Source organism: Azospira sp. MPR-LB4 (genome assembly GCF_058809525.1).
This window is the reverse complement of record NZ_CM179521.1, coordinates 884,490-900,063: the sequence shown is the minus strand read 5'-3', so window position 1 is coordinate 900,063 and position 15,574 is coordinate 884,490. Positions and strand designations below refer to the sequence as shown.

Below are 15,574 nucleotides of genomic sequence, written 5' to 3'. Positions count from 1 at the left end.
TGCCTCAGTCTTTGCCATCGGCCAGGGCCGGGTGCCGGGCCAGCTCCCGGGTCCATTCCAGGGGCGGCTGGGATGCGGCGACGTACTGCCGGTACCGCCGCAGATAATCGCCCAGCAGGGTCCGGCCGGGGCCGGCCGCCGCTCCGCTGTAGGCCTGCAGCAGGCCCCGGTAGCACTGGCGGAAGCGGCGGGGCTCGCCCTGCCAGGCGTCCACCTGCTGCAGCAGCCGTTGCAGGAGCTGGGCGTCCTGCAGCAGGCGCCGGCCGTCCCAGGGATTGGGCCGGTCCACGGCGTGGCACAGGTATTTGAGATCGATGAAGCGCAGTCTGTCGCCGCTGCGGAAGGCCAGCAGGGCCCGGGCGGAGCGGGGCGAGGCGGCCAGGGCGCCGCTGTCGCCGAAGGCCAGGCGAATACGCTGCAGGGCCCGGGTCATGGGCGCCGGATCGGCGGGGTCGGCTGCCGGGTCCAGCCTGGGGCAGGGCTCCCCCAGGGCCAGGGCGAGGGCCTGCAGGTCGCTGCCGGTTTGGCTCACGGGGCATCCAGGGGGCAGCGGCTGTCCCCCTCCTGGAGGCGCGGCCGCAGGGCCGGAGCCCGTTCGCCGAGATCGCGGAATTCCAGGCGCAGTTCGATGCGGCGGCTTTCCTCGGCGCTGGCCTTCTGGAAATTGAAGGAGGAGCCGCCCACCAGGAACAGTTCCCGCACCGTCTGCTGGTCCGTCTCCGAGATGGCGTCGGCGCTGCCTGCCGGGCTGGCGAGGAGGGCGCAGAGGACCCGCTCCGAGCGCTGCAGGCTGAGATTGAGGTTGTACAGGTAGCTGCCCCGGGCATCGGCGAAGCCCTCGACCACGATCTGCTTCAGCCATTTACCGGCCACCGGGTCCCGGGCCAGGGCCAGGATCTTCGGCACCAGTTGCCGCAGCAGGCGGGCCTGCTCGGCGGAGAGCTTGTGGCTGTTGGTGTCGAAGCGGGCCCGTTCGCCGAAGTCCACGGACTGGCCGCGCAGGGTGACGCCGGGGAAGTCCCGGGTCATGTCCCGCACCCGCTGCAGCACCTCCCGGATGTCTTCCTCGCGCCGGGTCTTCTCCCGCTCGCTTTCGGAAATCTCGTGGGTGACCGCCAGTAGGGCCACGGTCATGGCCACCAGGAACAGCACCATGAGGCCCGACATGAGGTCGGAAAAGGAAATCCAGAAGGGCTTTTCCCCTTCCTCGCGGCGGGCGCGGCGCTTGCCGGGCAGGAGTCCGATCATGGCGGCGGTTTAGCCCTTGCCGTCGGCGAGGACGTCGCCCAGGTGTTCGATGGCGTCCTTCAGGTAGCCCACGGCCTCGGCCAGCTCCCGCTGGAACTGGGCGTTGCCGGCCTTGAGGGAACGCTCCACGTTGTCGGCGAAGGCGCCGTGGGCCTTGGCCAGGACCTCGCTGACGCCCTGCAGATAGACGTCGGCCCGCTGCTCGGCCCGGGCGAGGGACTGGGCGGCGCTTTCCAGGCGGCCCACCACCTCGCTGTTGAGGGCGGCCTCCCGCTGGGCCAGGGCCACCGTGCCCTGCACTTCCTGCAGCAGTTCCCGTAGGCTGGCGCCGACCTTGTGCTGCTGTTCCAGCAGCTGGCCGTTGCCGGCGCTGGCGGCGGCCAGGCTGCCGGCGGCGCTCTGGATGGCACGTCCGGCCTCGGCCACGGTCTGGGCGGTGTGGTCGAAGCTGCGCCCGGCGGCGGCGAAACCGCCGCAGGCCAGTTGCACGGCTTCGGCGCCGGCGCTGAGCTGGCCCATGGCCTGGCTGCCGGCCCGGTTGAAGCTGGCGACGCAGCTTTCCAGGGTGGCGGCGGCATTTTTCAGTTCCGTGGTGACGCCCTGCAGATGGCCGGCCACCTTGCCCATGAGCTTGTCGGTCTGCTCCGTCAGGCGCTCCTGCTGGGCCTGCTGGCCGCCGCCGATGGCCTCGGAGACGCCGGCCACCTGCTGGGCGAGCTGGCCGGCCAGCTGGGCCATGGATTCCTGGATGGCTTTTTCCAGACGCTGGCTGCTGGCCTCGAAACGCTGGCCGGTGGCTTCCAGGCTTTGCAGCAGGCGCTCCTGGCGCTGCTCCGCCTCCCGCTCCTGGCGTCCCAGCTGTTCGCCGATCTGCTGACCCACATTGCCCAGCAGGCCGTCCAGGGCCTGGCTGATGCCGCCGGCCACCGCCTTGCCCTGCTGGGCCTCCATCCGTTCCAGGGTCTGGGTCAGGCGCTCCAGGGGCGCGCGGATGCTGTCGCCGACGGCGCCGGCCAGGCCCGCCGTCATGTTCTCCAGCTGGCGCTGGCCGGCCTGTTGCTGCTGCTCCAGCAGGCTGGCCAGGGCCTGGCGCATTTCCGCCACCAGGGCCTGGCGCAGCTGGGCGGCCTGTTGTGCCGCCTGCTGGGCGGCGCCCTCGCTGGCGCCCACCAGGCGGGCCAGGTATTCCTCGCCGATGCCGGTGTCGAAGAGACTGTCGATGAGCTGGTTGAGGCGTTCCACCTGGCGGTAGCGGGCCACCACCAGGGATTTTTCGACCCAGGTGAGGAGCATGGCCAGACCGATGGCGATGGCGGAAATCTTGAAGGCGTGGCCGACGCCCTGGATCAGCTCCCTGAGGCTGCCCCGCACCACGTCGGCGCTGGCGGAAACCTCGAAGTGGGTGAGGCCGACGATGAGGCCGGAAAAGGTGCCGAGGATGCCGATGCCGGTGAGGATGCCCGGCAGGTGCTTGTAGAACTCGGCCCGCAGGGGCGTATCCACCAGGGCCTGTTCGGTGAGGAAGCTTTCCGCCAGGGCCGTGGCGCGCCAGCGGGGGCCGGCCTCGGTGCGGGTCGGGTGCAGGGTCTGGGCGTATTCGCGCCACAGGTGGGCCAGGGGCGGGGCGCCCATGATGTCGCGGCCGATCTGCTGGGGATCGGGGTTGCCGCCGCTCTCCCGCAGCTGCTCCAGCTGCCCGATGGTGCGGCGGAAGAGGCGGCCCAGGCCCAGGGCGGGCAGGACGAAGCGGAAGATGAAACCGGTGCAGATGGCCGCCAGGAGCAGGGCGATGACCAGCATGTGGCCCGGAATGTCGGTGGCGGCGAGGAGGGAAGTGAGGGAGGAAGGCATCGGGCCCGGCGGGTCAGGGTGGTCGGCAAAGGCGGCAACGAGCCCGGATTCTAGCACCCCGGCCCGGCGCTGCTGCCGGTGGCCTCCGCTACCGCAGCGGGGGAGCGGTGCGGGTCCGGGATTGATGCGGGTTTGGGGTGGCTGGAGGCCGGCGCCGTTCCTGGCCTCCAGCCATGGCATGGCCGGGAGGCGCTTGCCGCCTGCCCCGGCGGCAGGGGGTGTCCGAGGTGGTCGTCGCCAGGGCCTGGGTGGGAACTGTTTGCATCTGTCATCTTTGCAGAGTGGAAAGAAAGTTTCCAGGTGTCGGCTTTGTTACGTCGCAAGGTTTACAACTTTATGAAACGCCATTTCACGCGAGTTCCGTAGCTGCTTGATTGTTATGGTTTTGCCCTGTCTGGCACGGTTCTTGTAATCGTCCCACCCCAATAAGGGCGCGGCGATCCCCGCGCAACCATGCAAATAGCCCCGTGGGAACGGGGCAACAGACCGAGGGTGAGGCCATGCAAGAGCAAAAACTCCAGTCCCTGGAAATCCACGAGCACGTCATCGAGGCGGCCAAGCGCCTGGAAATGGGCCGCCGGGAATTCCTCCAGTTCTGTACGGCCATGGCCGCCACCCTGGGCCTGCCGGCCGGGGCCGAGGCCGCGGTGGCCGAGGCGGTGGCGGTGAAGAAGCGCCCCTCCGTCATCTGGCTGCACTTCCAGGAATGCACCGGCTGTACCGAATCCATGCTGCGGGCCGAGCATCCCACCATCGAGAAGCTGATTCTCGACGTCATCTCCCTCGACTACCACGAGACCCTCTTCGCCGCCGCCGGCCACCAGATCGAGGCCGCCAAGCAGGCCGCCATGAAGGCCAACAAGGGCCAGTACCTGCTGGTGGTGGAAGGTGCCATCCCGACCAAGGATGGCGGCATCTACTGCAAGGTGGGCGGCAAGACCGCCATCGACATCGTCAAGGAATGCGCCACCGACGCCGCCGCCATCATCGCCATCGGCTCCTGTGCCTCCTGGGGCGGCATGCCTTCCACCGACCCCAACCCCACCGGGGCCGTGGGGGTGAACAAGATCATCGACAAGCCGGTGGTGACCATTCCCGGCTGTCCGCCCAACCCCTACAACTTCCTTTCCACCGTGGTGCACTTCCTCACCTTCGGCCAGCTGCCGCCGGTGGATGAGCTGGGCCGTCCCAAGTTCGCCTATTCCCGCCTGGTGCACGAGAACTGCGAGCGCCGCGCCCACTTCGACGCCGGCCGCTTCGCCATGGAGTTCGGCGACGAGGGCCACCGCAAGGGCTACTGCCTGTACAAGCTGGGCTGCAAGGGTCCCGAGACCTACGCCAACTGTCCCACCATCCTCTTCGGCGACGCCGGCGCCGGCACCTGGCCCGTGGCCTGCGGCCACCCCTGCATCGGCTGTACGGAGCAGGGCGTGGGCTTCCAGAAACCCATCCACCAGACCGCCAAGGTCATGACCTACGCCCCGCCCGCCTCCTTCCCGCGCATCGTCGAGGAACAGGGCAAGGGCGCCTCCCTCGGGGCCGCCGCCGTGCTGGCTGCCGTGGCCGGGGCCGCCGCCGGGGCCGGGGCCATGGTGGCGAAGAACCTGGGTCTCTCCCACGCCGCCGAGGAGGCCGAGAAGGCCAAGCAGTCTTCCGAACAGAAACCCGCCGAGAAGGTGTGACCATGACTTCCCGTCGCAATTTCCTGAAAGGGACGCTGGCGGGGGGCGCAGCCGCGGCTGCGGTCTCCGTTTCGGTGAGTGGCCCGGCCTGCGCCCGGGACAACAATCCCCAGCCCGAGGGCGCCCTGGGCCTGCTCTACGACGCCACCCTGTGCGTCGGCTGCAAGGCCTGCGTCGCCGCCTGCAAGGAGGTCAATGGCAACCCGGCGGAGTTCTCCACGCCTGAACAGCTGTGGGATACGCCCCTGGATACCACTGCCAAGACCTTCAACGTCATCAAGATGTTCCGCAGCGGCACCATGGAGACGAAGGACGATCCGGACAACGGCTACGCCTTCATGAAGACCTCCTGCCTGCACTGCAACGATCCCTCCTGCGTCTCGGCCTGCCCGGTGTCGGCCATGACCAAGGACCCGGTCACCGGCATCGTCGGCTACGACGCCGACGCCTGCATCGGCTGCCGTTACTGCGTTGCCGCCTGTCCCTTCGGCATTCCCAAGTACGACTACTCCTCCGCCACCGGCAAGATCGGCAAGTGCGAGCTGTGCCGCCACCGCCTGCCGGAAGGCAAGTACGCCGCCTGTGCCGAGGTCTGCCCCACCGGCGCCACCCTCTACGGCAAGGTGTCGGACCTCAAGGCCGAGGCCGAACGCCGCCTCTCCCTCAAGCCCGGCACCAAAACCGTGTTCCAGCGCGGCCAGCTGGGGGGCAAGGACCAGAGCTACGAAAACGTGGTGGGCCATTACGTGCAGCACGTCTATGGCGAGAAGGAAGTGGGCGGCACCCAGGTGATCAAGCTGTCCGCCGTGCCCTTCGAGAAGGTGGGCCACAAGCCCCTGCCCGAGCGTTCCGCCTCCTCCAAGTCGGAAACCCTGCAACACACGCTCTACGGCGGGCTGGTGATGCCCCTGGCGGTGCTCGGCGTGATGACCTATTTCGCCAAGCGCAACGTCAAGCCTGACGACGACGAGCTGTAAGGGAGAGATCGCAATGTCTGCACAACAACACGCTGCACCCACCCCCGTCGGCGGCAAGCTGCTGACCCCGGTGACCCTCACCGCGGCGACCCTGATCGTGGTGGCCCTGGCCATCATCCTGGTCCGTTTCGTCTTCGGCCTGGGCGCCGTCACCAACCTCAACGACGGCTACCCCTGGGGCCTGTGGGTGGTGGGCGACGTGGTCATCGGTTCCGCCTTCGCCTGTGGCGGCTTCTCCGTGGCCATGCTGGTCTACATCTTCAACAGGGGCGAATACCATCCCCTGGTACGCCCGGCCCTGCTGGCCTCCCTCTTCGGCTACACCCTGGCCGGCGTCGGCGTCATCTTCGACCTGGGCCGCTGGTGGAACTTCTGGCACATCCTGACCCCGGGCTACGCCTCGGCCAACTCGGTGATGTTCGAAGTGGCCCTGTGCATTTCCCTCTACATCGTGGTGATGTGGATCGAGTTCTCCCCCACCTTCATGGAAAAGTGGGGCATGCACGAGAAGCGCAAGAAGCTGAACAAGGTGATGTTCTTCTTCATCGCCCTGGGCACCGTACTGCCCATGATGCACCAGTCCTCCCTCGGCTCCCTGCTGGTGGTGATGGGCACCCAGGTGCATCCCCTGTGGCAGTCCATGGCTTTGCCCCTGATCTACCTGCTTTCTGCTATCACCATCGGCTACGCCGTGATTCTCTTTGAATCCTGCATGGCCGCCGCCGGCTTCCGCCGCCAGATGGAGACCCACATCCTGACGCCCCTGTCCAAGGTCATGCTGGGCATGCTGGCGGTGTTCCTGGTGGTGCGGATGGGCGACCTGCTGGTCCGCGGCGCCTTGCCCCGGGCCTTCGAGGGCAGCCTGCAGGCCCTCATGTTCTGGCTCGAGATGGCCTGCTTCATCGCTCCCCTGGCGCTGCTGGGCAAGGAAGCCTCCCGCCGCAACCCGGCCCGACTCTTCGTCGGCGCCGTGCTGCTGATGCTGGGCGGCGTCCTGCTGCGCATCAATTCCTACCTGGTGGGCTACGAGACCGGCGACGGCTGGCACTACTTCCCCTCCGTCCCCGAAATGCTGGTCACCTTCGGCATGTTCGCCATCGAGGTCTTCGGCTACATCGTCATCACCCGCCGCTTCCCGGTCCTGGCCGCGGAAGACGCCGCTGCACACTAAGAATTCAAGGAGAAACCCAAAATGACCAAGCGCGTAACGATCGATCCGGTGACCCGCATCGAAGGCCACCTGCGGGTGGACGTGGAAGTGAATGGCGGCAAGGTGACCAAGGCCTGGTCCTCCGGCCAGATGTGGCGCGGTGTGGAGAACATCCTCATCGGCCGCGACCCCCGCGACGCCTGGGCCATCACCCAGCGCATCTGCGGCGTGTGCACCACCGTCCACGCCATCTGTTCGGTGCGGGCCGTGGAAGATGCGCTGAAGCTGGAAATTCCGGTGAATGCCCAGTACATCCGCAACATGATCATCACCGCCCACAACCTGCACGACTCCATCGTGCACTTCTACCATCTCTCCGCCCTCGACTGGGTGGACGTGGTCTCCGCCCTGCAGGCCGACCCGGACAAGGCTTCCGCCCTGGCCGAGAGCCTCTCGCCGTGGAACCGCAACGGCAAGCACGAGTTCCGCAAGGTCAAGGAAAAGATCGCCGGCTTCGTCAAGACCGGCCAGCTCGGCATCTTCACCAACGGCTACTGGGGCCACCCGGCCATGAAGCTGCCGCCGGAAGTGAACCTGATCGCCGTGGCCCACTACCTGCAGGCCCTGGAAATCCAGCGCTTTGCCTCCAAGATCGTTTCCGTCCTCGGTTCCAAGTCCCCCCACATCCAGAACGTGGCCGTGGGCGGCGTGGCCAACCCCCTGGCGGTGGATTCCCAGTCCGTGCTGACGGTGGAACGCCTGCTGGCGGTGAAGGAATGGATCGAAAAGCTGGACGAGTTCGTCAAGCAGGTGTACCTGCCCGACGTGGCCGTGGTCGGCGCCCATTACCCCGAGTGGACCAAGATCGGTCGCGGCATCGTGGACTACCTGTCCGTGCCCGACCTGCCCCTGGACGGCAAGGGCACCCAGTTCGCCCTGCCCGGCGGCTACATCCAGAACGCCGACCTCGGCACCTTCAAGCCCATCACCCAGTTCGGCGACAAGTACTTCGAGGCCGGCGTCTCCGAGGCCGTCAAGCACGCCTGGTACTCCTACAAGGACGGCGACAACGCCACCCTGCACCCCTACAAGGGCGAGACCACGCCGAACTACACGGACTTCCAGGACGAGGGCAAGTATTCCTGGCTGAAGTCCCCCACCTTCTACGGCAAGCCCGCCCAGGTCGGCCCCCTGTCCCGCATGCTGGCCATGCTGGCCGCCGGCCACGAGCCCACCAAGAAGTACGCCACCCTGGCCCTGGACACGGTCTCTTCCCTGGCCAAGACCAAGATCGGCCTGGATGCCATGCACTCCACCATCGGCCGCCATGCCTCCCGGGCCGTGGTGGCCTGTGTCCAGGTGGACGAACTGGCCCATCAGTGGGACCTGCTCCTGGCCAACATGGGCAAGGGCGACCTCAAGACCTACAACAAGCCCACCTTCCCCAAGGGCGAGATCGCCGGCGTCGGCTTCCACGAAGCGCCCCGCGGCGTGCTCTCCCACTGGGTGGTGATCGACGACGGCAAGATCAAGAACTACCAGTGCGTCGTGCCCACCACCTGGAACGCCGGCCCGCGTAACGAAAAGGGCGTTTCCGGCGCCTACGAGGCCTGCCTGCTGGACAACCCGGTGGCCGATCCCGAGAAGCCCCTGGAAGTGCTGCGCACCGTGCACTCCTTCGACCCCTGCCTGGCCTGCGCCGTGCATGTGGTGGACAAGGAAAACGACCAGGTGGTGAAGGTCAAGGCGGCCTGAGCCGCCGGTTTGACGGGAAGCGGCGGCGCCGGTGGTGCCGCCGTTTTGTTTGGTGCCCCGGCTGATCCCGCAGCATTTCTTGCGTTGCCTCAAACCGGCCCGGGGCCGGATTGTTTAAAGTGCCGCCCATGACTACTACCCCCACCATCGCCGTCCTTGGCGTCGGCAACATCCTCCTCACCGACGAGGGCATCGGCGTGCGCATCGTCGACGAGCTGCAGCGGCGCTACTCCCTGCCCGAGCACGTGCTGGTGCTGGATGGCGGCACCGCCGGCATGGAACTGCTGGAGCCCCTGGAAGGCCTGGACAAGCTCATCATCGCCGACGCCGTGCGGGTCGGCCAGCCGCCCGGTTCCGTCGTGCTGCTGCAGGGCGACGAGGTGCCCAAGTTCTTCCGCACCAAGATATCGCCCCACCAGATCGGCCTCTCCGACCTGCTGGCGGCCCTGGAACTGACCGAGAAGGCGCCCAAGGCGGTGGCCCTCATCGGTCTGCAGCCCGTCTCCCTGGATACGGGCATGGCCCTGACGCCGGAGGCGGAAGCCAAGGTGCCGGAAATGCTGGAACTGGTGCTGGCCGAGCTGGCCAAGGCCGGCGTCGTGCCCCAAGCCATTGAAGGGATCGCCTGATGTGCCTCTCCATTCCCATGCAGATCGTCGAGCTGGAAGGCGAGGAGGGCGAGTTCGCCTGGGTCGAGCGGGGCGAGGGCGAGCACTTCCGCCGGGAGCGGGTGAACATGATGCTGCTCGGGCCCCAGCCCGTCGGCACCTGGATCCTGGCCTCCCTCGGACTGGGCAAGGAAGTGGTGGAGGAAGAGGAGCGCCTGCTGATCGAGGACGCCCTGGCGGCCCTGGCCGAATCCCTGGAAGGGGACTACGACCCGGCCCGCCACTTCGCCGACCTCAACCGGCAGTAGGGGCATGAGTTCCTTCCGCCCCCGCGTACCGGCCTGGACGCCGCCCCCTGCCCGGGAAGGCAAGCCCTGGGCCGATGACCCGGCACCCCGGCTGGAGGAGCACTTCCGGCGCGTGCGCCAGGGCACCATGGCCGGCATGCCTTTCCTCAACGAGGCCCTGGCGGTGGCGGCGCTGCCCTTCGCCCGCGTTCAGGGCGACTGGGTCGGCATCGTGCTGACGCCCTGGTTCCTTCACGTCTATCTGCTGCCCGGTGGCGGCGAGCTGTGGCAGGACCTGGCCCAGGGCCTGCGCCGCCAGGTGCAGCTGCCGGCCGGGACCATGGATTTCATCGGTGACGAGGACGAGGCCCTGGGCCCGCTGCAGTACTGCGTGCTGCTGGCGCCGGTGCCCCAGTTCGCTACCCAGGACGAAGCCCTGGCGGCGGCCCGGGAAGCCCTGGACGCCCTGCTGACGCCGCCTCCGGCTGAGGCCGCCTCCACCCCCGCTGCCACCGTCGGCAACGAGGCAGGTGCGCCGGCCGCCACCGCTGCCGGCACTGCCGCTGCGGCCGCCACGGCCGAGAGCGCGGCCGTCAATGACGGGCGGCGGGGCTTCCTGCGGGGCATCCTGGGGCGCCCCTGAGGCCCCTTCCCGGCGCCGGCCGGGACTGCCGCAAATGCCACGTCAGGCCTGACGCTGAGGGACGGCGGCAGGCTTTTGCACTATCATGTGCGTGAATTATTTCGCATCCTGCAGCACTCACCGAGCATTTCCCTTCATGAGCAAGGCTTTCACCAAAGAGTCGGACGACGCGGACGAGGACGAACTCGAGCCCGCCCAGCGCCTGCCGATCGGCACCAAGAACTACATGACGCCGGTCGGCCACGCCCGTCTCAAGGCCGAACTGGAGCATCTGCTCAAGGTGGAACGGCCGAAGGTGGTGGAGGTGGTGCACTGGGCCGCCTCCAACGGCGACCGCTCGGAAAACGGCGACTACATCTACGGCAAGAAGCGCCTGCGGGAGATCGACCGCCGCATCCGCTTTCTCACCAAACGCCTGGACAACTCCCTGGTGGTGGATCCCCTGTTGCGGGAAGCCACGGACCAGGTGTTCTTCGGCGCCACCGTCACCATCGCCGACGAACAGGGCCAGGAACAGACCTACACCATCGTCGGGGTGGATGAAACCGATATCTCCCGGGGCCACATCAGCTGGATCTCGCCCCTGGCCCGGGCCCTGATCAAGGCCAGGGAAGGGGATACGGTGCGCTTCCAGAGCCCCATGGGCCAGCGGGAGATCGAGATCGTCGAAGTCCGCTACCTGGCCATCGAGTAAAGACAGAAATCATGCATTACGACCTGCCCATCTCCCAGATCCTGCGGCACGAGCTGCTGGAATGCGCTCCCCAGACCACGGTGGCGGAGGCGGCAGGGCGCATGCACCAGGCCCGCTGCGGCTCCATCCTGGTGGTGGAGCTGGGGGAGGTGCGGGGCATCTGGACCGAACGGGACGCCCTGGCCCTGAATTTCTCCGACCCCGAATCCATCCATCTGCCGGTTTCCCGGGTCATGAGCACGCCGGTGAAGACCGTGCGGGAAACGGACACCGTGGCCGACGCCGCCATCCGTTTCAAGCAGGAGCGCCTGCGCCACCTGCTGGTGGTGGACCGGGACGGGCGGCGCCTGGGCATCGTTTCCCAGACCGACATCGTGAACCACCAGGGGGTGGAGTTCTACGTGCACATGCGCGACGTGGGCTCGGTGCTGAAGAGCGCCCCCCTGCAGGTGCCCGGCAGCATGCCGGTGGCCGAGGCGGTGCAGCGCCTGCGGGAGGCCCGCAGCGACGCCGCCATCGTGGAGCACAACGGCCATCTGGGCATCCTCACCGGCCGCGACGTGCTGCGCCTGATCGGCCAGGAATCCCTCAACTGCAGCGCCGGCGAGGTGGCCACCTTCCCCCTCATCACCGTGCCGCGCAGTTCCACCCTGTACCACACGCGCAAGATATTCAACGACCGGCGCATCCGCCACCTGGGGGTGATGGACGAGCACGGCCGCATCACCGGCCTGCTCTCCTACGCCGACATCCTGGACAGCGTCGAGCAGGAATACGTGGCCGAGCTGCGGGCCGCCCTGCAGGAGCAGAGCCAGCGGCTGCAGCAGTCCCGCCACGCCCTGCTGCTGGCCTCCAAGGTGGCCGAGTCGAGCCAGCAGGCGATCATGATCGTCAATGCGGAACGGATCATCCAGTCCATCAACCCGGCCTTTTCCGCCATCACCGGCTATTCCGCCGAGGAGGCGGTGGGCCACGATACCCGCCTGCTCAAGTCCGGCCTCCACGACGCCGACTTCTACCGTCAGCTCTACGCCGACCTGGCGGCCTTCGGCGTGTGGAGCGGGGAAATCTGGAACCGGCGCAAGAACGGCGAGCTGTACCCGGAGAACCTCACCATCACCTCGGTCAAGGGGGAGGGCGGCCAGGTCATCAACTATGTCTGCGTGTTCACCGACATGACCGAGCAGAAGCGGGCCCGGGACGACCTCAAGGAAAGCCACCAGCGCCTGGAGCAGCAGTCCAGCCTGACCGAGATGATCCTGGACACCCTGCCGGTGATGGTCTTCGTCAAGGACGAGGACGGCCGCTACCTGGTCATGAACGAGGCCGCCGCCGCCTTCGTCGGCCACGACAAGCACGAGGTGGTGGGGCGCAGCGATTTCGAGCTGTACCCGGCCGACGTGGCTTCCCGCCTGCGCCAGGACGACATCAAGGCCCTGGCGGCGAAGAAGGTCACGGGCCGGGAAGAGAAGCACCTGACGCCCAAGGGCGAGCGCTACCTGCTCTCCTACAAGCGGGGCGTGGACCTGGGCGGGCGGCGCCTGCTCATCGGCAGCTCCACCGACATTTCCGAGCGCAAGCAGGCCGAGCAGCTGCTGGCCGCCGAGCGCCAGGTGCTGGAGCTGATCGCCAGCGACGCCTCCCTGCAGGTGGTGCTGGACGCCCTGTGCAACCGGGTCGAGTCCCTCATCTCCGACTGCTTCGCCGCCGTCCTCCTGCTGCAGCCGGACAACGGCCACCTGGTGCTGGGCTCCGCCCCCAGCCTGCGCCGCACCTGCCGCGACGTGGGCCAGAACTGCCCGGAAAACCCCGCGGTGTGCGCCTGTGCCGCCGCCATCCGCACCGGCAAGCAGATCATCGCCGAGCACATTGACGATTCGGAACAGTGGCAGGACTGCCGCGACTTTGCCTCGGCCCTGGGGCTGAAGACCGCCTGGTCCACCCCCATCGTCTCCCCGGGCAAGGAAGTGCTGGGCACCCTGTCCCTCTATTTCCGCCAGGGCCGGCGTCCCAACCGCTTCGACAAGGACGTCATCGAGCACGCCTGCCGCCAGGCCGCCATCGCCATCGACCGCAACCGGGCCATGGATTCCCTGCACCGGCTGGCCACCGTGGACACCCTGACCGGCCTCAACAACCGCTCCCGCTTCCTCGACCAGGGGGAGGCGGAGATCACTCGCGCCCGCCGCCTCGGACGCAGCGTGGCCGTGCTGATGCTGGACGTGGACCACTTCAAGCGCATCAACGACACCCACGGCCACGGGGCCGGGGACGTGGCCCTCAAGATCGTCGCCGCCATCATCGCCCGGGAGCTGCGGGCCATCGACATCTGCGGCCGTCTGGGGGGCGAGGAATTCGCCGTCATGCTGCCGGAAACCGACGGCCAGGGCGCCATGCAGGCCGCCGAGCGGCTGCGCCAGGCCGTGGCCCAGGAAAAGGTGCGGGTGGCCGAAGGCGTCGAGTTGGGCATCACCGTGAGCATCGGCGCCACCATCCTGGCGCCCCAGGATGCCAACATCGACCATCTGCTGGCCCGGGCCGACGGCGCCCTCTACGAAGCCAAGCGCAGCGGCCGCAATCTGGCGCTCTACGCCGCCCCCGGCAACATCCCCTCTTGAAATCCTGATTGCCGTCCCCATTTTCCGGGGCAACGACCGCGCCGGCCCCCGGGCCGGCACGGCGGCAACCGTTCGTTCCCACTTTTTACCCACGGAGTCTTGCATGGGCGCACCCAAGGAAACCCTCGGCTTTCAGGCAGAGGTCAAGCAGCTGCTGCAGCTGATGATCCATTCCCTCTACAGCAACAAGGAAATCTTCCTCCGCGAACTCGTCTCCAACGCTTCCGATGCCTGCGACAAGCTGCGCTTCGAGGCCCTCAACAACAACGGCCTCTACGGCGACGATTCCGAGCTGAAAATCCGCCTCTCCTTCGACAAGGCGGCCCGCACCCTGACCATTTCCGACAACGGCATCGGCCTCTCCCGGGAGGAAGCCGTGGCCCACCTGGGCACCATCGCCAAGTCCGGCACCAAGGAATTCTTCGCCTCCCTCTCCGGCGACGCCCAGAAGGACGCCCACCTCATCGGCCAGTTCGGCGTCGGCTTCTACTCCGCCTTCATCGTCGCCGACAAGGTCACCGTCATTTCCCGTCGCGCCGGCCTGGAGCACAACCAGGCGGTGAAATGGGAATCCGAAGGCGCCGGTGACTACTCCGTGGAAATGGTGGAGAAGGCCGGCCGCGGCACCGACGTGATCCTGCACCTGAAGGACGGCGAGGACGACTTCCTTAACGCCTGGAAGCTGAAGTCCATCATCCGCAAGTACTCCGACCACATCACCCTGCCCATCGTCATGAAGGCGGAGAAGTGGGACGAGGAGAAGAAGGAACAGGTCGCCACCGACGAAGACGAGACGGTGAACCAGGCCAACGCCCTGTGGGCCCGCCCCAAGAGCGAGATCACGGAAGAGCAGTACCAGGAGTTCTACAAGCACGTCGCCCACGACTTCGAAAATCCCCTGGGCTGGATCCACGCCAAGGTGGAAGGCAAGCAGGAATACACCCAGCTGCTCTACATCCCTGCCCGGGCCCCCTTCGACCTGTGGGACCGCAACGCCCGTCACGGCGTCAAGCTCTACGTAAAGCGCGTCTTCATCATGGACGATGCCGAGCAGCTGATGCCGCTCTACATGCGCTTCGTGCGCGGGGTGGTGGATTCCGCCGACCTGCCGCTCAACGTCTCCCGGGAAATCCTGCAGCAGAGCAAGGACATCGAGACCATCCGCGGCGGCTGCGTGAAGAAGGTGCTGTCCCTGCTGGAAGGCATGGCCGACAGCGACGACGCCGCCGAGAAGGAAAAGTACGCCGGCTTCTGGAAGGAATTCGGCAATGTGCTGAAGGAAGGCGTGGGCGAGGACTTCGCCAACAAGGAACGCATCGCCAAGCTGCTGCGCTTCGCCTCCACCCACCACGACACCACCGAGCAGAACGTCTCCCTGGCCGACTACGTCTCCCGCATGAAGGAAGGCCAGGAGAAGATCTACTACGTCACCGCCGAGACCTTCCTCGCCGCCAAGAACAGCCCCCACCTGGAAATCTTCCGCAAGAAGGGCATCGAGGTGCTGCTGCTCTCCGACCGCGTCGATGAATGGGTGGTGGGCCACCTCACCGAATTCGACGGTAAGCCGCTGCAGTCCGTGGCCAAGGGCGGCCTGGATCTGGGCAAGCTGGAGGACGAGGCCGAGAAGAAGGAGCAGGAAAAGGAAGCCGGCGAGTATAAGGAACTCACCGACAAGGTGAAGCAGGCCCTGGAGGCCCGGGTCAAGGACGTGCGCATCACCCACCGCCTGACCGATTCCCCCTCCTGCCTGGTCTCCGACGAGCATGACCTTTCCGGCAACCTGGCGCGCATGCTCAAGGCCGCCGGCCAGAAGGCACCGGAGGTCAAACCCATCCTGGAGATCAACCCCCACCATCCCGCGGTGCAGCGCCTGAAGTATGAGGAAGCCCGCTTCGACGACTGGGCCAACCTGCTCTTCGAACAGGCCCAGCTGGCCGAAGGCGGTCAGCTGGAAGACCCGGCCGGCTTCGTCAAGCGCATCAACGACCTGATGCTGGCCCTGTCCCTGGGCGGCAAGTAAGTCCTCCGCCAGGGCAGGCGAGGGCGGGGAGGCGGCATGGC

At 67.3% G+C, this 15,574-nt stretch carries 13 protein-coding genes; 10 read left to right on the top strand and 3 right to left on the bottom strand.

From position 1 onward, the window contains the following. Positions 1–4 precede the first annotated feature (4 nt). Genes AC3QLZ_RS04065 through AC3QLZ_RS04055 form a run of 3 tightly spaced genes read right to left on the bottom strand, consistent with a single transcriptional unit; the run spans position 5 to position 3,099 of the window. Entirely contained in the window at positions 5–532 is a 528-nt protein-coding gene (locus tag AC3QLZ_RS04065) for a hypothetical protein (RefSeq protein ID WP_287873710.1), read from the bottom strand. After that, positions 529–1,248, bottom strand: a complete 720-nt coding sequence (locus AC3QLZ_RS04060) for an OmpA family protein (RefSeq protein WP_287873709.1) — start codon at positions 1,246–1,248, stop codon at positions 529–531. Before AC3QLZ_RS04060 ends, AC3QLZ_RS04065 begins: the two co-directional genes overlap by 4 nt. 9 nt (positions 1,249–1,257) lie before the next feature. Further along, the gene (locus tag AC3QLZ_RS04055) at positions 1,258–3,099 is read right to left on the bottom strand and encodes a hypothetical protein (protein WP_287873708.1); all 1,842 of its coding nucleotides are present in this window, start codon (positions 3,097–3,099) and stop codon (positions 1,258–1,260) included. 500 nt (positions 3,100–3,599) lie between these two features. Between AC3QLZ_RS04055 and AC3QLZ_RS04050 the strand changes: the two genes are divergently transcribed. The 10 genes from AC3QLZ_RS04050 to htpG all read left to right on the top strand — a co-directional run bounded on the left by AC3QLZ_RS04050 (position 3,600) and on the right by htpG (position 15,533). Beyond that, on the top strand, positions 3,600–4,781 hold the full coding sequence (locus tag AC3QLZ_RS04050) for a hydrogenase small subunit (protein ID WP_014238027.1): 1,182 nt from the start codon (positions 3,600–3,602) through the stop codon (positions 4,779–4,781). 2 nt (positions 4,782–4,783) lie between these two features. Continuing rightward, positions 4,784–5,758, top strand: coding sequence for a hydrogenase 2 operon protein HybA (hybA, locus tag AC3QLZ_RS04045; protein ID WP_014238026.1), 975 nt, complete (start codon positions 4,784–4,786; stop codon positions 5,756–5,758). 13 nt (positions 5,759–5,771) lie between these two features. Next, positions 5,772–6,929 (top strand): Ni/Fe-hydrogenase cytochrome b subunit, encoded by a 1,158-nt coding sequence (gene hybB / locus AC3QLZ_RS04040; protein ID WP_014238025.1) that lies wholly within the window; start codon positions 5,772–5,774, stop codon positions 6,927–6,929. A gap of 21 nt (positions 6,930–6,950) precedes the next feature. Further along, entirely contained in the window at positions 6,951–8,663 is a 1,713-nt protein-coding gene (locus tag AC3QLZ_RS04035; protein WP_014238024.1) for a nickel-dependent hydrogenase large subunit, read from the top strand. Between the two features lie 128 nt (positions 8,664–8,791). Next, the gene (locus AC3QLZ_RS04030; RefSeq protein ID WP_287873707.1) at positions 8,792–9,292 is read left to right on the top strand and encodes a HyaD/HybD family hydrogenase maturation endopeptidase; all 501 of its coding nucleotides are present in this window, start codon (positions 8,792–8,794) and stop codon (positions 9,290–9,292) included. After that, positions 9,292–9,579: a HypC/HybG/HupF family hydrogenase formation chaperone gene (gene hypC, locus AC3QLZ_RS04025; protein WP_014238022.1), complete on the top strand. Its 288-nt coding sequence runs from the start codon at positions 9,292–9,294 to the stop codon at positions 9,577–9,579. Before AC3QLZ_RS04030 ends, hypC begins: the two co-directional genes overlap by 1 nt. Before the next feature lie 4 nt (positions 9,580–9,583). Further along, positions 9,584–10,201: a [NiFe]-hydrogenase assembly chaperone HybE gene (hybE, locus tag AC3QLZ_RS04020; protein WP_287873705.1), complete on the top strand. Its 618-nt coding sequence runs from the start codon at positions 9,584–9,586 to the stop codon at positions 10,199–10,201. A 136-nt stretch (positions 10,202–10,337) separates the two neighbouring features. Continuing rightward, a complete protein-coding gene (greB, locus tag AC3QLZ_RS04015; RefSeq protein ID WP_014238020.1) occupies positions 10,338–10,895 on the top strand; it encodes a transcription elongation factor GreB in 558 nt (185 codons plus the stop codon). 11 nt (positions 10,896–10,906) lie between these two features. Beyond that, positions 10,907–13,513, top strand: a complete 2,607-nt coding sequence (locus AC3QLZ_RS04010) for a diguanylate cyclase (RefSeq protein WP_130458737.1) — start codon at positions 10,907–10,909, stop codon at positions 13,511–13,513. 103 nt (positions 13,514–13,616) lie between these two features. Continuing rightward, positions 13,617–15,533: a molecular chaperone HtpG gene (gene htpG / locus AC3QLZ_RS04005; protein WP_152088968.1), complete on the top strand. Its 1,917-nt coding sequence runs from the start codon at positions 13,617–13,619 to the stop codon at positions 15,531–15,533. The last annotated feature ends 41 nt before the right edge of the window (positions 15,534–15,574 follow it).